An 18,811-nucleotide genomic window follows, 5' to 3' on the forward strand; every position below is an offset into this window, starting at 1 on the left:
GTTACTGCCACATCACATAACTTTTAGCTAAAATAGCCGCTTTTAATAGCTCTATCAGCGGTACTGCGCGCACGCTAATACCAATCTCAGGTTCTTTCTCATCCTCATCATCCAGATCAACCACTTGCTGTTGCTCTTGAGTTGCACATTGCTTTGCTGCTGCACCAATGAGATTTTTTTCTAAATTAGCCAGTGCAAGCTCAACATCTTCTGCAATGATCGCCCCAGGTATATCCGTTGTGTATTCCATCATCTTAATTAATGATTGAGCAATATCACCAAACATGGTGACATCATTGTGTGCTTTACAGCTAAACGTAACGAGCATTATTGCCTCCAATCTATTTATGATCACTTATCTTATTTAAACATTTAACCACATAAACACTTTTATCACATTAGAATCACACCATGTTTCACAGGTGATAAACGCAACTAAGCATACGCTTGTATATACTATCAATCTCGGTATAATTCATCTTATTGATTAGTAATTGTAAATGCAGTGGAATATGAACATCTTGCGCAATTTTTTTATTATGTTATGCATGGTTGCAGGCTGTGATAAAGAGAGCCATATCGATTATTCTTCTTTTAATATCCAGCCTGAAGTTATTCCGGATCAAAAACAACAAGGGTTTATTATTACTAATAAATGTAGCCCATTTAAAACACCGCTAGATTTTAAAAATCTCGAATACACATCCAAAGCATTAATTAACTCAAATTGGTTATCTAACCCACATTATCTTGAAGATATTAATCATCTAATTTACCAATTTAACCAAACACATATAAAAAATGCGAATATTTTTATTCAAGCACTTAATAATAGCGCATTAATATATAAAAAAAACATGATCGAAGTTAATATTATAAAAAGAAAACTTCAAGCAGACATCGATGCTAAATTAATGTATTACCAACAAGAACTAGCATCTATTAATTCTCATCTGGAAATTATAAAAAAAGATGAAAAACAACATCTTAATGAAATAAAAACCATAAAAAACAAGATCCAAGAAAAACAAAAATATTATATAAAACTACGTCGTTCGCTTAAACATGAGTTACAGACTATATTGCTTGATGATGATCTCACTTTTGATCTAATCTCAAATATTAAGTTTAAATATAAGACAGATAAAACACTTCATTGTTCAAAATACTTAGGTGAATATCAACAAATCACATTCACATCACCTGACACTTGTATTTATTATAATAAAGAAGAGCTTATAAACAAAATACCCCAACAATATCAATCACAAGTAAATATTGTTATGAATACATACGTACCAAAGTTATGGAAGACAATGGTACTACTTAATGGTTATTTTGAATCAACTTATAATAAACAAGTCTTTGATCATTATTTACAGAAAGATCTCATGATTGCTAATAATAATTTAGCTATCAAACGAACAATTAATATGGGACGACAATCTCAACATGCTATCGATAATTATGTTGAACAGTACAACAAATTAACGATGGCTATGGCAAATAACATCGATAAAACCCTACTTGACGATCAGAACAAAGTTAACATTTCAAGTATGGCATTTTATGAAAAACTATCACCGCTACGACTAGGCAATAAGATCAAAGATCCTATCGTTAATTTTGCGATACTCTATAATAATAAAGCGTTAGTAACTAAATTAACGCAAGAATACGCAACAAAAATTCTTAACGAATACCCTCAAGAGTTAACGTTCAGCATCGCTAATAACGGTAATTTTATACTTCCAAAAATACGAGAAAATAATTACAAAATAGTTATTGATGTCAAAAAAAGTTACAGTGTCATTTATAATGGGCATAATACGTTAACGCCACCAAAAGACTTCAGTCAACAAACCCCTAATACAACCTCTATGGGGTATAATCTTAACCAAATAATCAGTCAGCAATTATTTAAACAATGGTATAACAGTTGATATAACGTTAATTTAGAAACCAAAGCTTTTTGCTGTTTTTATCCATGCCACTGCCACTATAGGATCTTTATTTGCCTCTGGCAACGTCTCAATAATATGAACAATTATTGCACTATTACTGCTACAATTTGCATCATAAGGTGCAATGGAGGTATAGAATAGTGGCTGATGTGAATCAGATAAAGAACACCAATGATTAACTAACTCTCCACCTCTTTCACTGCATACCTTTAATATAAAATGTTGATAATTTATCATTTGTTGTTGGTATGAATTATTACACCAAATTTGTTGATAATCCATGTAGCCTAATGTGGGATGATAAACAATATTCTGCTGTGGTTGTTGATAAACCGTTTGCTGATTAATGTAAGTTTGGATCGTTGAAATGACACTGAGGTGCGTTGAATGCAGGTTATTAGCATAAGTCACATTTGTATGCCCCCCCAATAAAAGCGTTAACACCAATGCACTCTTTAGGTTAAATGTCCATTTTTGACTACGCATCATCTTCTCCTTACTCAATGATAAGAGATGAATCTCGACAAATTTGATGACGAACAAAATATATCTTTTATTATTAATAACAAAACTGAAAAATAACAGTCTTCTTAATAAACAATAATAACAAATAGTGTCCTATTTAGTGTACATCTTTAAGCATAATTTCGCCTGTTCTCAACAAATTCGCATACACTTAAATAAGTGACAACTTGTTTTCATGATATTACTTACCGGGAATCGTCTCTTGGAGTCATTATGAATAAAAAAACACTTATTGCTGACACTCACGATATTTTTAAAGCTTTTATCAATAATGGCTTACATCAGCATTATTGCATCTATTGCCAATTTCCTTTTAATCCTAACTTACTTAATCGCTACCACTACGGTAAACATTATGATATTGAATTTAATGATGGTTATCGATACTACCAATAAAAAAGCCCCGACTCTATATAAGCAGGAGCTTTAAAAAATATGTTTATTTACAGCGTATTAAACAATTAACACCACTATTTTTGACGACGAGTTCTGACATCTGCGGCAAGTTGGCGTAATACTTTATCAGTATCGTCCCAACCAATGCAGGCATCAGTAATACTTTGACCATAAGTCGGTGTTTTACCATCAACGATATCCTGACGACCTTCGACAAGGTGACTTTCAATCATCACCCCAAAAATGGCGTTATTACCGTGAGCAATTTGTTGCCCAACATCTTCAGACACAATCACTTGTCGTTGATATTGTTTTGAACTATTCGCATGGCTGAAATCAATCATCAATTTATTACGTAAACCTGCATCTGCGAGTTGCTGCATAATGGCATTCACATCTTCAGCGCTGTAATTAGGTGCTTTACCGCCCCGTAATATAATATGGCAATCTTCATTACCCGCAGTGGCAACAATCGCAGAATGGCCATATTTTGTCACTGATAAAAAGTGATGAGGCGCACTCGCTGATCCGATAGCATCTGTAGCTATTTTAATATTACCATCGGTACCATTTTTAAAACCAACAGGACAAGAAAGCCCAGACGAAAGCTCACGGTGCACTTGGGATTCTGTTGTTCGAGCACCAATCGCCCCCCAACTTATCAAATCCCCCATATATTGCGGCGTGATCATATCTAAAAACTCACCCGCTGTTGGCAATCCTAAATCGGTAAGATCCGCTAATAATTTTCGACCAATACGTAAACCATCATTTAGCTGGAAGCTATTATCCATATAGGGGTCATTGATAAGCCCTTTCCAACCAACGGTTGTACGTGGTTTTTCAAAATAAACTCGCATAACAATTTCAAGATCGCCTTTAAGCTCATCTCTTAATGTCTTCAGCTTTTTACCATATTCTAATGCCGCTTCAGGATCATGAATCGAACAAGGGCCGACAATGACTAATAACCGGTCATCTTCATCATTGAGAATGTTATGGATTGATTTACGTGACTCATAAACTGTTTTAGCCGCGGTATTAGACGCAGGAAATTTCTCTAACACTGCAATCGGTGGTAAAAGCTGTTTGATTTCACTTATACGAATATCATCCGTCTTATGCATATACTTACTTCCTATAATTCCTTTTAATACCCAACGATTAGCCTACAGAGACAAATAACCATATAATATTAATTCTGATACATTTGTTTAACTTATCTTTTAAAAACTAAGAGTGCAAACGGTTATTGAATCAAAAATCGCATCAATTTTTCCATAACACTGTAAGCTTCTGCATCATTTCACATATAAATGACAATATATGAACAGAAATATCAAAAATACAGAATATATTATTACACTAGAGAATAGAAACACTGTAAAATATACTTATAAAAATTATTAGCGACCAAATTTGTTATACATTAAGAAATATAGACACACTCAATGTATTATTAATATATCATTGACCAAAATTAACATATTAATTCAATAATTCTGTATTCTTTAATCATAAAAAAACATAACTAAAGATCATATAAATAGATGCCTATTAAATTTAAGGAGTGCAACGTTGCTTGAAAAAAACATAATCACATTTAATAATGTTGACAAATGGTATGGCAATTATCATGCACTCAAAAATATTAATCTTTCTATTACTAAAGGTGAAAGACTGGTCATTTGTGGACCATCAGGTTCAGGTAAATCCACATTGATTCGCTGCATAAATGGATTAGAGAAATACAATAATGGTGAGATAACAGTCGCTGGGCATATATTAAACCACAAAGAACTTCATACTATTCGTGGCCAAGTTGGCATGGTTTTTCAGCACTTCAATTTATTTCCTCATATGACGGTTTTAGATAATCTTACATTAGCCCCTCGTCGCGCATTGAAAATGTCAAAAGTTGACGCAGAGAATTTAGCTCGTAAGTTTCTAGATCGTGTCAACATCGGTCATCAAGCGGATAAGTTTCCAGGCCAACTGTCTGGCGGTCAACAGCAACGGGTAGCGATTGCCCGTTCTTTATGTATGAAACCCAATATATTGCTTTTTGATGAGCCTACATCTGCCCTTGATCCGGAAATGATCCGTGAAGTTCTTGATGTTATGAAAGAACTCGCCGATGATGGTATTACTATGGTTTGTGTAACGCATGAAATGGGCTTTGCTCGTCAAGTTGCCGATCGGGTTATATTTATGGATCAAGGTGAAATTGTTGAAATAGCACCTCCAACGCAATTGTTTGATCGTCCTCAACATCAGCGTACACAACAATTTTTAGAAAATATCCTTAGCTATTGAGATCAAAATAATGACCCACAACACACGATCTCGAATTCCTAAAATTATCGCCATCGCCTTACAAGTAATTTGTGTCGCTTCTATCATCATGTTGCTACTCAATAGCGGTGCTAAAGCCATGCATTATCACTGGCAATGGTACCGTATTCCTGAATACCTTTGGTTTAAAGAAGATGGCCAATGGTATCCTGGTGACTTACTTGAAGGCTTAATGGTAACGCTGAAAATATCAAGTATCAGCTTAGTCTGTACTATTGTTATCGGCTTTATCACCGCGTTATTACGAATGTCTGACTCTATTGTCGGGCGAAGCCTTGCTCGTGGGTATATTGAGGTTATTCGTAGTACACCATTATTGGTTCAAATTTACCTATTATATTTCGTTTTTGGCCCAGTATTAGGAATTGATCGCACTACAACTGCTATTTTAGCGCTGTCTTTATTTCAAGGGGCTTATAGCGCTGAAATTTTTCGAGCTGGACTACAAGGGATCCCTCGAGGTCAGATTGAAGCAGCAGAAAGTTTAGGTTTATCACAAATTGATAGTTACCGATTTGTTGTTATTCCACAAATGTTTAGAAAAATAATTCCACCGCTCACAAATGAAGCGGTATCGTTAGTAAAAAATTCTTCTATTGTAAGTATTATGGCTATATTTGATCTTACAACAGAAGGACGGAATATTGTCGCAGACACAGCGATGCCATTTGAAGTGTGGTTCACTGTGGCTGCAATTTATCTTTGTATCACTTTAACATTATCAGCATTAGCAGTTTGGCTAGAGCGCCGTTTAAGTATCCCTAATCATTAAATTTATGCACATCGATGGAGAAAGCTATGAAACGCTTTATTGCGGTACTCGTTACCGTTTTTACTTGCTTATTAGGGGCTAATAATGCCTTTGCTGCAGACGACAGTAATGCGCTACAGCAAATTAAAGAAAGCGGTACGTTACGTGTTGGTTTATCAACATTTGTTCCTTGGGCTATGCGTGATAAGCAAGGCGATTTAATTGGTTTTGAAGTTGATGTTGCTAAGCGTTTAGCGGCTGATGCTGGATTAAAAGTTGAATTTGTACCTACCGCTTGGGATGGTATTATTCCTGCACTATTAGCAGGTAAATTTGATGTCATCATTGGCGGTTTAACCATTACTCCTGAACGTAATATGAGCGTGCTATTCACTCACCCATACTCATATTCTGCGGTTCAAATGGTTGCTAGCAAAAAACTAGCATCAAAAATGACAACAATTGCTGACTATAATAAACGCAGTGTGACAATTGCCGTTCGTAGTGGCGCTTACCCAGTCCAAACTGCACGTAAGTTATTCCCGAAAGCAAAACTACGCCAGTTTGATGATGAAACCCAAGCATTCCAAGAAGTGCTTAATGGTAATGCTCAAGCTGCATTAGCATCAACGCCAACACCTGAGCAAATGGTCATTAAAAATCCAGAAAGCTTATTTATGCCATTTAAAAAGCCTCTAACACGTTACGCAACCGGTTTTGCGATTCGTCAAGGTGACTTTAACTTGCTAAATTTCCTTAATAACTGGATTCAAGTACGTACAGAAGATGGCTGGTTAAACAATCGTTACCAATATTGGTTTAAAACAACTGATTGGCAAAACCTGGTTAACGAGAATAATTAATAATGACTGTCGCTAAAACGTCAGGTGACAATACAATACAGGAGGGTTTACGCCCTCCTGTAAAGCGTCGCTTTAATTTCAAACTAAATAAACTCGATATCTTTTTACTGATTGTTATTGGTTGTTTTCTGAGTTGGCTAGCTTATCGTTCGTCTATTGGTATTCACTACCATTGGCATTGGCGTCAAGCATTTGAGCTTATCTTTACTTGTAGCCATCATGGTGGCTTACCTTATTTTATACAAGGTATCATTAGCACCATTCGTGTTAGTATTTGGGGCATGATTTTTGCCGCTACATTTGGTTTATTACTCGCACTCGCTAACCTCTCATCATTTAAAATAATGCGACTTATCTCAAGTAGCTATATCCAGTTACTGCGTAATATTCCGCCGCTTGTGTTTGTGTTTATTTTCTATTTTTTCATTTCAAATCAGTTAGTTCCACTGCTCGGCTTAAGCGGTATCTTTCGCCACTATAATGGTCAAGAAAACGCCTTACAGATTATTTTATTTGGACATAGTAACCTATGGGAAAACTTATTTTCAGGTGTGCTATGTGTAGGATTAATTGCAGCGGCTTATATAGCTGAGATAATTCGTTCAGGCATTAATACTATCAGTAAGGGGCAATGGGAAGCGGCAGATTCACTTGGCTTGTCAACCTATAGTCGATTTCGATTTGTTATATTCCCACAAGCATTAACAGCTATTGTTCCGACACTAGCGGGACAATTTATATCAATCGTAAAAGATTCATCCATTATTTCATTAATTTCAATACAAGAGCTTACTTTTACTGGTTCTGAAATTGCTAACTCATCTGGGTTTATCTTTGAAATATGGCTTATCGTTGGTGTTGTTTATTTTTTATTGTGCTTTAGCTTATCACTGCTATTTAGCAAGCTAGAAAAACACAGTTCACGTCATTTACAACATTAATAAATATTTATTATAAAACCCAAGAATAGTCAATATTCTTGGGTTTTCTTGTTTTTTAACTTTCATTTTGTAATAACGTCTTCGATTGAATTTAATAAGTATAAATATAATCATATCATTACTAGATTTATTATTTGTAAATATTATGGATCTGCTTGCTACTTACTATTTTTATATAAGCATTTATTAGCCTCTTAAATTTATTTTTCATATTTGCCCCCTCTATGACAATAAATGTATATTCACTTAATTATAGCTACTGTTTATGTAATGAGATCAGAATCCGCCTAATTATAGGGTTTGCGATTCAATATCAATCATCGCAAGATATTTAGGTCTTGATACCAATCACTGATACACTCAGAACAAACAATTAATGGTGAGCACGAGCATGCAAGGTACACTCAGTAAAATGAAATCATCTCTTGGAGATATCGTTGATTACTATCTCCCTGTTGGCGATCAACAACTGCATCTTAATCCCTATATTGGTAAGCAATTAACGCTCACTCATACAGGCAATATCTTCTGCTGTTCATGCGGAAAAAAGACAAAAAAAAGCTATTCTCAAGGGCATTGTTTTCCTTGTATGAAAAAGCTAGCTAGCTGTGACATGTGCATCATGAAACCAGAAACTTGTCATTACGCTGAAGGAACTTGCCGTGAACCACAATGGGGTGAAGAAAATTGCATGGTGCCTCACTATGTTTATCTTTCTAATACATCAGCCCTTAAAGTTGGCATCACTCGTCATACTCAGCTCCCAACTCGCTGGATTGATCAAGGTGCAACTCAAGCTCTTGCGGTATTAAAAGTAAAAACCCGCCAAATATCAGGGCTCGTTGAAGTTGCTATCGCTGAAATGGTGGCAGATAAAACCAATTGGCGCACAATGCTAAAAGGCAATAATGACGATATCGATTTACAGCAACAAGCGCAGTTACTGTTACCACAAGTAAAACAAAAATTAGCTGAGATAACGGCAGAATTTGGTGAAGATGCTATCGAATATTTGGATAATAGCATTGTGGATATTCATTATCCTGTTGATCAGTTTCCAACCAAAATAGCGTCACATAATTTTGATAAAGAACCCGTAGTCAGTGGTATTCTCGAAGGGATTAAAGGTCAGTATTTATTGTTTGATACCGGCGTGATTAATATACGAAAATTTAGTAGCTATGAAGTTATCGTTACTGAATAAAGCACACTAATCGGTAACAAAAAACGGCATTGATCTTAAGTAAGATCAATGCCATTTCTTATCTTGTTAACTTAATATAAAATGAAATTACTTTGCTCGCGGCTGAACGTATTGGCGTTGGCTATTCTGTATCGCGATATCTCGCATAAAGTTTTCACCTAAAACAACCCCATTACCACCTGCAATTAATTGATATTCAACTTCATCATTACGATCCCCAAGTTTTGTTCGTAGTGACACAACAGGTAATCGTTTTTTATCTTCAGATTTTGACCATGATTTCACTGGGTATTTATATTCTTTGCCTTGAAAATTAAACTTCACCCAATTATCACCATCACGCTCAAATTCCACTAAATCTTTAACACCAATTCGAGACGTTGTTGATTTAGGATCAATATAAGCAGAAACATGTTTGGTACCCGATAATATTAGTACCCATTCATGGTGACCTAAAACTAACATGCCATCTTTGGTGGTCTTTTTTGTGGCCGCCTTTTGCTTATGATCAACAGATGCTAACTTAGCTGATGCGGTTGAAGCCGTAATTTTATCTGTTGTCACATCCTTTTTAACTAAAGCCTGTTGATGCTTTTGGGATGCTTTTTTTTCAGCGGCGGCAGTTTGTGCTTTTGCCGCTGCTTTTATCTCAGCAGCCGTCACCATTGATGCAAATGCTAATGGTTTGGTAATTGGCTTAGCTACCGATGCTGTTGTTTGTTGCTGATCGTCGACAGGTAATTGTTGAGCACAACCAAAAAGAAACAAGGTTAATAAACCTACTGCCGTTTTCTTCATAAATCACATCTTCCTTTACATTTTTACAAACCATAACTAACCATAATACGTAGATTCACGTTATGCCAAATAATTCTATATCGTTAAAGTACGTCGTTACTGCACTGCTGATTCATATAATGAAAACTTATTCGTTAACCATTGTTCATTATACCAACCCATATTGCGACTATGCTTAGCATCATCCCATAGACTAAAAAAATGACGACGCTCTTCAAAACCATCATCTAAATGACTTTTTTCTAAGTAGCGTTCTGCAATATGTAAATCACTACGCACATCAAATAAATGAATCACATCCAATTCTCGATGTTTAAAACCACTGTCACAAGGGTCTAATAATCCTGCAACTTTGAACGTGGTAGGATCAAATAACACATTCGCAATATGACAATCATCATGTACAAATGACGATGACTCATGGGCAATTGGTGCTAATATTTTGGTCCTATTTTCCCAAAGTTCTGTGAATTTTTCTTTTAACTTCGAGCTGAAAGGGGAACCTGTACTCATTAAATAGTGATAGACACTTCCCATCCAATCATCAAATGCTGAACTTAAATTTTGGCTAAATTGACCATTTGAAAGTTCAAAACCTTGTGGATGCTGATGTTCATGTAGCGCTAATAAAATATCAGTATAATCTTCTCTGAATGTCATCACCGCTTTAGAATCTTCTGGTAATTGATGTGCAGAGACACCGTCTAACCAATCTAAAACGATATAGTCATAGCCTGCTTCTCGACCAAATAAATAAATTTCAGGCACAGGGCACGACACAATTTTACGTAACTGCTCTAAACTCGCCACTTCTTTACCAATTCGACCTACTTCACGCGAAAATTTGACCACAATTTTCGACTTCCCTGAGGCAAGAAAAACTACCCAACCATAAAAGGTTTCCTGAATATCACACACATCAGCTTTGCGACGAAACATTGAAAAAAAAGCGTTTTCGGCAATAGTTTTAAGCTGTGGTTTATTCATAGTTGTTACCTTGATAATCATTGTTACATAACACAGATAAATTATACCAAAAAGGAATAACTCATTGGTTTTATGTAAGTTTTCGTTGTTTTATGTTTTAAGAATGCATCATAACAGCAAAGATAACCAGTATTGAGTGATAGAAAAGACGAAAATAGTTTACTTTTACTTACAATTTCATTTTTAGTGCTAATAATCACTTCTAATAAACAATATTTTAGTGTTCTAAACTATATTTAAATGTTCATATAAATATAATTAATTTATCACCCCAAAAAAACCAAGAATAAACATATATATACAAGGAATTAATATGCCTTTTGGGTATTCAACGCCCTATTGGTGCTATTTAATGATGATATGGCTCATAAATAAAAGCTTTGCTTCATAACGATCACTTCAGCATTAGTATTATTTTGTTAGCGTAATATTACTTTACATTTTGTTATTTCTTCGTTTTGAAACAATCGACGCTTAAAACGTTTTTTTGTGACCTAGATAAAGTTTTCATGCTAAAAGTCAGTGTTTAGTGTAATATCCAGCGACTAGAGCCAACCACATTATGCGCTCTGTATTTAATAACGAACGATATCGGGGCGATATGCAATTACTCGAAGCCAAACTCCATAAAATTGACCGTCATAACTACCGTAGCTATTCAAGTATGCGCGGTGAATATCACTTTGTTGATTTCGACTTTTTTATCGATACCGTTCAGTCGGATCCTTTTGCGCCTGCTTCTCGCGTTCGTGCCCGTCGCGCTTGGTCATTAACTGACCTTGAATGGCTACGTGAAAAATCGACTGATTATCAACGTGCAGCTCGTGATTTTATTGCACGCTTCTTTGCTGAATTATCCCAGCAAGATAATGCTGTCTTAATTGACATGCCTGGACAAACCATTCTTGATCGCACTTCAGTTGTGTTTGATGAAGAAGGTATTGAATTACGTTTCCGCATTAATATGCCCGCTGATGGCCGTACTATTATTGCGAAAAAAACCCTTAATCTACTGACATTCTACTTACCAAAGATGATTCGTCGTGCCACTATCGCGCGTGAATTACCCATGGATGAGTTACAACGTCACTGTGAAGCGGTTGAAGATCAAGTTGCGCTACGAAGCCAGCTTAAACAACACAAATTATTAGCCTTTGTCGCTGATGGCAGCTTATTACCTCGCCTTGCTGGTAATAGTGATTTACCACTAACGGAAGCAGTGCCATTCCTAAGCCCTGATAACTTAGCGGTTGAACTAGAAGCGCCGCATAAAGGCAAAATACGCGGTATGGGTATTCCTGAAGGTATTACGCTTATCGTTGGTGGTGGCTTCCATGGTAAATCAACGTTGTTGAGTGCTATTGAACGCTCAGTATATGATCATATTCCTGGCGATGGCCGTGAGTACGTTGTTACCAATTACGCTGCGGCTAAAATTCGCGCTGAAGATGGTCGTTGTGTTCACAATGTTGACCTATCACCTTACATCAGCAACTTACCAATGGGTAAAGACACAACTGCTTTTAGTAGTCAAAATGCGTCAGGCTCAACGTCACAAGCATCATGGTTACAAGAATCAATTGAATCAGGCGCTGAAGCCTTATTGATTGATGAAGACACATCAGCGTCTAACTTCATGATCCGTGATGAACGTATGCAAGCACTGATCTGTAAAGAAGATGAGCCAATAACACCATTGGTTGACCGTATTGCACTATTACGCGATCAACACAACATCTCAGTTATGTTGGTAATGGGCGGTTCTGGTGACTATCTTGATGTTGCTGATACTGTCATTCAAATGCACAACTATGATGCTGTTGATGTGACAGAAAAAGCACGTGCTGTGGTAGCTTCTCACCCAACACGTCGTAAGCAAGAAGGAACAGAAGTTATTGTTCATCCTCGCACACGTCAAATAAACCGCAGTGCATTACAAGCAATGCTAGAAGAAGGTAAATTCCGTATTCAGGTTAAAGACAAGACGTCTCTTCGTTTTGGTCGTGAATACATTGATTTACAAGCATTAGAGCAAATAGCTCACTCTAGCCAGCTATTAGCTATTGGGTACCTATGGTTCCAACTAGCACAAACAAAAGGTTGGGAAAAAAATCCTACTCGTGCGTTTGCCAATATGTTGCACGATAACTGGGCTGATATGATGCCTAAGTATGGTGAAATGGCTAAACCTCGCGTCATTGAAGTTATGGCGGTATTAAACCGTATGCGCAAAGCTGAATTTAAGTAAGCTTTTTGTTCTATCAATGATGCTATCAACCCCGCGTAATGCGGGGTTTATATTAGCTCAGGATACGGTAGCGCAATAATCTACAATCTATTATAATACGCGGTCATTTTATTCGCGGATTACATTCATAAACTGACCATAATCATTAGTTTATGAATGTAATCGGCATAGGCCGACAGTTTAGGAACACAGCATGTCATTTTTATCTCAAGGTTTTTCTCCAGAGCTTGTTAAAGCATTAACCGATATTGGTTACGAGAAATTGACCCCAATTCAGCAAAAAGCGATTCCTCAAGCGCGACGTGGTGCTGACATTTTAGCATTAGCACAAACAGGGACAGGCAAAACAGCCGCTTTTGCATTACCTATTATTCAAAAGTTGTTGGACAAACCAGCAACAAAAAGCCGTTTTAACGTTCGTGCATTAATCCTTGCACCAACGCGCGAACTCGCAGAACAAATCTCAGTTAACATCAACGATTATGCTAAATACACCAACATTAATTGTACGGCTGTTTTTGGTGGCAAAAAAATGGCAACACAAGAAAAACGCCTAGAACAAGGTGTTGATATTCTAGTTGCAACACCGGGTCGTTTAATTGAACACATGGAACAACATAACGTTTCATTAGCTAATCTAGAATGTTTAGTATTTGATGAAGCTGACCGTATGCTTGATATGGGCTTTATCGGTGCGATTCGCGTTATTCTAGAAGATATTCGTACTAAGCCACAAACTATGTTGTTCTCTGCGACATCTTCTGCACAAATGAACGCATTAGCAGCAGATATTCTTCGTAAACCGCAACGCATTACAGTTACACCAGAAAACAGTACTGCTTCTACAGTGGCTCACGTGGTATACCCTGTTGATGAAGATCGCAAACGTGAAATGCTATCTGAATTAATTGGTAAGAAAAACTGGCCTCAAGTACTTGTATTTGTAAACTACAAAGAAACAGCTAACCAACTGGTTAAAGAGCTAAAACTTGATGGTATTAAAGCGGTTCTTTGCCACGGTGACAAAGCACAAAGTGCTCGTCGTCGTGCATTAGAAGAGTTTAAAGAAGGTAAAGCACGCGTAATGGTAGCAACAGAAGTTGCTGCTCGTGGTTTAGATATTCAAAACTTGCCTTATGTTGTTAACTACGACATGCCATTCCTTGCAGAAGACTATGTTCACCGTATTGGTCGTACAGGTCGTGCTGGACAAAAAGGTAATGCAATCTCGTTTGTAAGCCGTGAAGAAGAACTAACCTTAGTTCAAATCGAACGTTTGATTAATCAACGTATTCACCGCGTACAATTAGAAGGCTACGAGCCTAAGAGCCGTGAAGCCTTAGTTGAGCGAATGAACACTAAAGCTGCTTACCGTGATCGTGCAGGTCGTCAAAACAACCCAACACAAGATCAATCAGCCGCTGAACGTCGTGCACGTTTACGCAAAGCTATTAGCAGTAAAGCAACTAAAATCACTCGTTTAAAGAAGTAATTTAAACAAGACTAAACACGATAAAGCCGAGCTAAGATTACTCTCTTACTCGGCTTTTTATTGTTTATTCACTCATGCATTTTAGCAAAAGCGTAAGCACTGCATCATCAAGTCATTATCTAACTATAATGGGCGACGTTCCGCTTTAGTTGGAAAAATTCGACACCAATCTTGTTTCATATCAACCACTTGCCATTTATGCTGTTGTGCAGCTTGCATTAGCTCCGGCGTAAATTTACCTTCAAAAGAATCAGCACCATATTGCCATTCACGCTGACTATCAGTGTGATGAATCAGCATACCTAAGCTTGCCCCTTTTTGAGAGGTTGTCCATGAGAGCATTGCTTTATCACCCGTCGAGTTACCCACCGCAAGAATAGGACGCTTACCAATGATCGTCGCAATATTGATCGCCTTTTGCGGACCATCATCAATGTACACTAGCTTATCATTCTTAATTAATGACCCATCTTTATAGGTATAACCAAATGCAGTACCAATCACATTTTCAGCAGGAATGTGATAAATAGCTTCACTCCACGGCTTTACAAATGCACCACCAGCACCGGTTACAATAAACACCTTAAACTGATGCGCATGGAGATAATCAATCAACTCTACCATCGGTTGATAAACAAGATCGGTATAAGGACGCTTAAATCGTGGTGATTGCGCTGTTGAAAGCCAATTTAAGACATCTTTATTATATTGTTCCGGTGTTAATCCTGCTTGTGATGTAGCAAGAATAGGCAGTAATGCCCCCCAACCTTTTGCAAAAATAGCTTTAGTGTCGTTATCTAATACCCACTTATACGGTGTTTCTGTTTTCCATTCAGGGTGCTGCGCACTCTCATGCTTTATTTGACTAAAGGCAAACAAAAACTGCGTATAAGTTGGTTTTTCAGACCACAAGGTTCCATCATTATCTAATACCGCAATACGGGCACTGGGTTTTACAAAATCAGGATTTCCAACGGTTGTTACTTCATTGACAAACTGCGTGATCGCACTACGGCTAGCACTGTTATTCCATAATGGCAGCACATCGCCATTATTTGAACATGTCGCGCTATAAGCAGACGTTGATACAGCAAGTAAACTGGCAACACCAATCCATATCGCTGCTATTTTTTTTCTAGTCACTAACCTATGATCCTTGTTGTTCTTTTTCATCGTAATAAAAAGCAGGTCATAAATAACCTGCTTTCTTATTTCTTATTTCTTATTTCTTATTTAATTCTAGTTGTAATCGGCGTAAGGATTAACATTGTTCAATACGATCGCGTGTTCAAACTCAGACAATTTTATCGCATCAGGTGTAATAGTAACTGAATGTTCATCCATTACTGCTTCACCAAATTGATAACGAATGGTTTCTTGCCCTTGGCATGCACTAGCATCATTATGGGTTGTTACCGCTTTAACTGCCTGATTACGCACCTGATAAGCAGCCATTGCATCAGTACCATATTTCGCGGTTAACATTGCAAGTGTTTGTTGAGGAGATAACACAAGCCCTGAAGCATTATTACCACCAAAGCCTTTCGCATTAAGAATAACGGCTTTGTAATCTTGGCCACAATCACCCGCAAAGGTGTGCTCAGTAAGAATATTCAGATTTGAACGATGAACATCATCAGCAACATGATCAATGGTATTAATCGCAGGTAACCAACCGTATTGCCACACACCTAATGAAGCCACAAGCTGATCGCCTGCTGCTGCACTCATTGAATGGCCTACATATGATTTAATGGCTGCAACAGGCCAGCTTTCAATACCAAATGTTTTAGCAACTTCATTAAGAATATGACTTTCAGTCACGCGGTTTTGAGGAGTACCCGTGCCGTGTGCTTGAACAAATGTTTGTTTTACGCCCTCTTCACCAAGAATAGCTTTTGCCAATGCTGCCGCTTTCGCAACGGTGACATAGTTACCCACTCCTGGCGCTGAAATTGACTTTTTATTGGCATCAGCATTTACAAATACATCAGCCACAGAGCCATAGATATTAGCGCCTAATTCAAGAGCCAATTCATCTTCCATCAACACCACAAATTGCGCTGATTCTGCCATGGTAAAGCCCGCATTTGACGAAAATGGACGACAAGCACGACGATTATCAACACTATCAGTACCATCAAGTGCTTTTAATTGTTCATCTTCTGCCAGTGCACCCATCACACGGAAGCCTTCCATTATTTCGGGAACAACGGGGGCTTCTGCATTACCAACAATAACAACTTTCGCTTTGCCATGTTGAATATCATGCATACCTTGACGTAAATTATATAAGAACGTCGCACACGCCCCCATATTTGTGCCCGTTGCGCCAATGCTATTAATCACATAACCATTAATAAAGTCAGCAGGCATTTGCGCTAATGATAATGCCATCATCTTAGAACTTACACGACCGCCAGTAAGATGCGCCGCAATCATACCACCCAATGAGTTATCATCAATTTGTGCTAAACCACTGCCAGCATAGACTGACACTTCATCAGGCTTGATATGGCGAAGCACATCATCCCATTCAAACCCTAACGAGTTAAGTGCATCAGAAGCACCATAGACAGTCAGCGCCAAACCTCGTGGATGGAAGCGAGAGTTATATAATTTGCTAGGATCAAAACCAGCTGGAATATTACCGCCACTAGAAACAGGAAAAGTAACACGCCCTTCAACTAATGCATCAAAATTACCATTCACAGTAATAACGGCTTTTGTACCTTGAATATCAACCTGCCAATTACTTGGAATATGATTAGGTAATTTCGATTTACGTAAAGTAAAGGTGATTTGATCATCGGCTGAATTGAGATTCGCTTTATATTGATAGAGCAAATTATCAGGATCAAAAGAATCAATACGGCGTACACAAGTACCCGCTTTAATTGCAGTAATAATATCTTCAGTAATAGCGCCATCATCACTCAATCCCATTCGACGAGCAAGATCTTGCCATGTTGACTGCATTGCATCTTCAGATAGCACATCAGCAATCATAAGTTTGTAGTTATGAAAACCAGAACTGCGACCAGCGGCATTAATGCCACCCAAACCAACAATTAGCGGTAATTTTGCCATTTTAATATCCTGAGATCGATTTAATACACCGTTTGAAACAGAATATCAGCATTGACCTGTGATTCATTCTGCATTTATGCCAAAATCACTGACATTTCAGCCAGAAGTGTGAAAACATTACAATGATGTGTGTTTTATGCACAATTATAGTCAGAGGTGGAATAATGAAAGTGGGTTTTATACTTTTTCATAGGGCATTAATTACGGGAATTTCACTTAGTGCTGAGATGTTAACCAGTGCAGCTAGCCTTCGAGATCGTAAGACACAACAACAATCTCCTTTTGAAATTAAACTCATTGCTTCTACTCTTGAATCTCCAACCCTCACCGCAGGTATTCGTATTCAACCGAATATTACCTTTGAAGATCCATCTGATTTTGACATTATCATTGTGCCGCCAATGTGGGGGAACCCTATTTCATCACTATCAAAACACCCACAAATCCCTGCTTGGCTTATTAAGCAATACCATAATGGCGCACAGATCATTGCGACAGGTACTGGTGTAACTTGGTTGGCTGAAACGGGGTTATTAAATAATCAAACAGCAACGACTCATTGGTATTTTTATGATAAATTCTCACAGCGTTATCCACAAATAAAACTTAACCGTCAAGCCTCTATTACTTCAGCTAACGGGCTTTACTGCACTGAAAGTATTAACTCACAAACCGAGATGGTGTTGTATTTGATCTCTAAATATTATGGGCAAAAAATTGCCAACACTATCGAAACCCATTACGGCCACGAAATCAGTAAATCAGGTCATCAACCTTTTTATGAAATTGGCGGTCAGGTGCAATTTGATGAATCTATTGCTCAAGCGCAAGATTGGATGCAGCGCTATATGTCACAACCATTAACCTCGAAACAAATTGCACAGCATTGTGAATTACCCCTTCGTAGCTTTAATCGTAAATTTAAAGATCAAGTTGGCCAAGCCCCCCATCAATATCTACGAAAAATAAGAATGGAAACAGCCAAAGAGTTATTGCGTGATTTTGGAATGTCATTGTCTGATGTATCTGAGCAAGTAGGCTATAAAGATCCGTATCATTTTTCTACACGGTTTCAAAAAGAGTTTAATATTACGCCATCGCAATACCGTAATATGGTTAAAGCAAAAGCCTATAACGTTCAATAACTGTCGCTGAGTACAAACAAAAACGCCTAGCAATAATAGCTAGGCGTTCTGG

The 18,811-nt window shown here is 37.4% G+C and carries 17 protein-coding genes; 10 read left to right on the forward strand and 7 right to left on the reverse strand.

Annotation, left to right across the window (positions count from 1 at the left end; translation table 11 throughout):
- Window position 1: 1 nt before the first annotated feature.
- The gene (locus tag CZ809_RS03620) at window positions 2-328 is read right to left on the reverse strand and encodes a DUF1840 domain-containing protein (RefSeq protein WP_080156055.1); all 327 of its coding nucleotides are present in this window, start codon (window positions 326-328) and stop codon (window positions 2-4) included.
- A gap of 172 nt (window positions 329-500) precedes the next feature.
- Here CZ809_RS03620 and CZ809_RS03625 point away from each other — a divergent pair, with 172 nt between their 5' ends.
- Complete coding sequence (locus CZ809_RS03625; RefSeq protein WP_144396144.1) at window positions 501-1,943, forward strand: hypothetical protein; 1,443 nt, start codon at window positions 501-503, stop codon at window positions 1,941-1,943.
- A 12-nt stretch (window positions 1,944-1,955) separates the two neighbouring features.
- On the opposite strand, the gene CZ809_RS03630 is transcribed toward CZ809_RS03625, so the two are convergent.
- The gene (locus CZ809_RS03630; protein ID WP_080156057.1) at window positions 1,956-2,450 is read right to left on the reverse strand and encodes a hypothetical protein; all 495 of its coding nucleotides are present in this window, start codon (window positions 2,448-2,450) and stop codon (window positions 1,956-1,958) included.
- Window positions 2,451-2,702: 252 nt separating this feature from the next.
- Between CZ809_RS03630 and CZ809_RS03635 the strand changes: the two genes are divergently transcribed.
- Complete coding sequence (locus CZ809_RS03635) at window positions 2,703-2,885, forward strand: hypothetical protein (protein ID WP_080156058.1); 183 nt, start codon at window positions 2,703-2,705, stop codon at window positions 2,883-2,885.
- A 74-nt stretch (window positions 2,886-2,959) separates the two neighbouring features.
- On the opposite strand, the gene aroG is transcribed toward CZ809_RS03635, so the two are convergent.
- Complete coding sequence (aroG, locus tag CZ809_RS03640) at window positions 2,960-4,012, reverse strand: 3-deoxy-7-phosphoheptulonate synthase AroG (protein ID WP_080156059.1); 1,053 nt, start codon at window positions 4,010-4,012, stop codon at window positions 2,960-2,962.
- Between the two features lie 451 nt (window positions 4,013-4,463).
- On the opposite strand from aroG, the gene CZ809_RS03645 reads away from it, so the two are divergent.
- From CZ809_RS03645 to CZ809_RS03665, 5 genes are all read left to right on the forward strand, one after another.
- A complete protein-coding gene (locus CZ809_RS03645; protein ID WP_080156060.1) occupies window positions 4,464-5,201 on the forward strand; it encodes an amino acid ABC transporter ATP-binding protein in 738 nt (245 codons plus the stop codon).
- A gap of 10 nt (window positions 5,202-5,211) precedes the next feature.
- The gene (locus tag CZ809_RS03650) at window positions 5,212-6,012 is read left to right on the forward strand and encodes an amino acid ABC transporter permease (RefSeq protein WP_080156061.1); all 801 of its coding nucleotides are present in this window, start codon (window positions 5,212-5,214) and stop codon (window positions 6,010-6,012) included.
- Between the two features lie 26 nt (window positions 6,013-6,038).
- Window positions 6,039-6,854 carry a transporter substrate-binding domain-containing protein gene (locus tag CZ809_RS03655; RefSeq protein WP_080156062.1) on the forward strand — a complete coding sequence of 272 codons (816 nt, stop codon included), beginning with the start codon at window positions 6,039-6,041 and terminating at the stop codon, window positions 6,852-6,854.
- A gap of 2 nt (window positions 6,855-6,856) precedes the next feature.
- Window positions 6,857-7,795 carry an ABC transporter permease subunit gene (locus tag CZ809_RS03660; RefSeq protein ID WP_080156063.1) on the forward strand — a complete coding sequence of 313 codons (939 nt, stop codon included), beginning with the start codon at window positions 6,857-6,859 and terminating at the stop codon, window positions 7,793-7,795.
- Window positions 7,796-8,186: 391 nt separating this feature from the next.
- Window positions 8,187-8,999: a DUF2797 domain-containing protein gene (locus CZ809_RS03665; RefSeq protein WP_080156064.1), complete on the forward strand. Its 813-nt coding sequence runs from the start codon at window positions 8,187-8,189 to the stop codon at window positions 8,997-8,999.
- An 87-nt stretch (window positions 9,000-9,086) separates the two neighbouring features.
- On the opposite strand, the gene CZ809_RS03670 is transcribed toward CZ809_RS03665, so the two are convergent.
- Window positions 9,087-9,797 (reverse strand): putative ATP-dependent zinc protease, encoded by a 711-nt coding sequence (locus CZ809_RS03670; protein WP_080156065.1) that lies wholly within the window; start codon window positions 9,795-9,797, stop codon window positions 9,087-9,089.
- Window positions 9,798-9,893: 96 nt separating this feature from the next.
- Window positions 9,894-10,784 (reverse strand): phosphotransferase, encoded by an 891-nt coding sequence (locus CZ809_RS03675; protein ID WP_080156066.1) that lies wholly within the window; start codon window positions 10,782-10,784, stop codon window positions 9,894-9,896.
- Between the two features lie 601 nt (window positions 10,785-11,385).
- On the opposite strand from CZ809_RS03675, the gene CZ809_RS03680 reads away from it, so the two are divergent.
- A complete protein-coding gene (locus CZ809_RS03680; protein ID WP_080156554.1) occupies window positions 11,386-13,032 on the forward strand; it encodes an ABC-ATPase domain-containing protein in 1,647 nt (548 codons plus the stop codon).
- A 193-nt stretch (window positions 13,033-13,225) separates the two neighbouring features.
- On the forward strand, window positions 13,226-14,524 hold the full coding sequence (locus CZ809_RS03685) for a DEAD/DEAH box helicase (protein WP_080156067.1): 1,299 nt from the start codon (window positions 13,226-13,228) through the stop codon (window positions 14,522-14,524).
- 123 nt (window positions 14,525-14,647) lie between these two features.
- On the opposite strand, the gene CZ809_RS03690 is transcribed toward CZ809_RS03685, so the two are convergent.
- Entirely contained in the window at window positions 14,648-15,667 is a 1,020-nt protein-coding gene (locus CZ809_RS03690) for an HAD family hydrolase (RefSeq protein WP_235865773.1), read from the reverse strand.
- Between the two features lie 96 nt (window positions 15,668-15,763).
- Window positions 15,764-17,614, reverse strand: a complete 1,851-nt coding sequence (locus CZ809_RS03695; protein ID WP_080156069.1) for a beta-ketoacyl synthase — start codon at window positions 17,612-17,614, stop codon at window positions 15,764-15,766.
- 164 nt (window positions 17,615-17,778) lie between these two features.
- Here CZ809_RS03695 and CZ809_RS03700 point away from each other — a divergent pair, with 164 nt between their 5' ends.
- Complete coding sequence (locus tag CZ809_RS03700) at window positions 17,779-18,759, forward strand: GlxA family transcriptional regulator (RefSeq protein WP_080156070.1); 981 nt, start codon at window positions 17,779-17,781, stop codon at window positions 18,757-18,759.
- The last annotated feature ends 52 nt before the right edge of the window (window positions 18,760-18,811 follow it).

This window comes from Photobacterium piscicola (assembly GCF_900166965.1).
GTDB lineage: Bacteria > Pseudomonadota > Gammaproteobacteria > Enterobacterales > Vibrionaceae > Photobacterium > Photobacterium piscicola.

What these genes read in the sequence shown, in the direction of transcription:
- CZ809_RS03620 (WP_080156055.1), bottom strand. Translation starts at nt 328, where the DNA reads ATGCTCGTTACGTTTAGCTGTAAAGCACACAATGATGTCACCATGTTT.
- CZ809_RS03625 (WP_144396144.1), top strand. Translation starts at nt 501, where the DNA reads ATGCAGTGGAATATGAACATCTTGCGCAATTTTTTTATTATGTTATGC.
- CZ809_RS03630 (WP_080156057.1), bottom strand. Translation starts at nt 2,450, where the DNA reads ATGCGTAGTCAAAAATGGACATTTAACCTAAAGAGTGCATTGGTGTTA.
- CZ809_RS03635 (WP_080156058.1), top strand. Translation starts at nt 2,703, where the DNA reads ATGAATAAAAAAACACTTATTGCTGACACTCACGATATTTTTAAAGCT.
- aroG (WP_080156059.1), bottom strand. Translation starts at nt 4,012, where the DNA reads ATGCATAAGACGGATGATATTCGTATAAGTGAAATCAAACAGCTTTTA.
- CZ809_RS03650 (WP_080156061.1), top strand. Translation starts at nt 5,212, where the DNA reads ATGACCCACAACACACGATCTCGAATTCCTAAAATTATCGCCATCGCC.
- CZ809_RS03655 (WP_080156062.1), top strand. Translation starts at nt 6,039, where the DNA reads ATGAAACGCTTTATTGCGGTACTCGTTACCGTTTTTACTTGCTTATTA.
- CZ809_RS03660 (WP_080156063.1), top strand. Translation starts at nt 6,857, where the DNA reads ATGACTGTCGCTAAAACGTCAGGTGACAATACAATACAGGAGGGTTTA.
- CZ809_RS03665 (WP_080156064.1), top strand. Translation starts at nt 8,187, where the DNA reads ATGCAAGGTACACTCAGTAAAATGAAATCATCTCTTGGAGATATCGTT.
- CZ809_RS03670 (WP_080156065.1), bottom strand. Translation starts at nt 9,797, where the DNA reads ATGAAGAAAACGGCAGTAGGTTTATTAACCTTGTTTCTTTTTGGTTGT.
- CZ809_RS03675 (WP_080156066.1), bottom strand. Translation starts at nt 10,784, where the DNA reads ATGAATAAACCACAGCTTAAAACTATTGCCGAAAACGCTTTTTTTTCA.
- CZ809_RS03680 (WP_080156554.1), top strand. Translation starts at nt 11,386, where the DNA reads ATGCAATTACTCGAAGCCAAACTCCATAAAATTGACCGTCATAACTAC.
- CZ809_RS03685 (WP_080156067.1), top strand. Translation starts at nt 13,226, where the DNA reads ATGTCATTTTTATCTCAAGGTTTTTCTCCAGAGCTTGTTAAAGCATTA.
- CZ809_RS03695 (WP_080156069.1), bottom strand. Translation starts at nt 17,614, where the DNA reads ATGGCAAAATTACCGCTAATTGTTGGTTTGGGTGGCATTAATGCCGCT.
- CZ809_RS03700 (WP_080156070.1), top strand. Translation starts at nt 17,779, where the DNA reads ATGAAAGTGGGTTTTATACTTTTTCATAGGGCATTAATTACGGGAATT.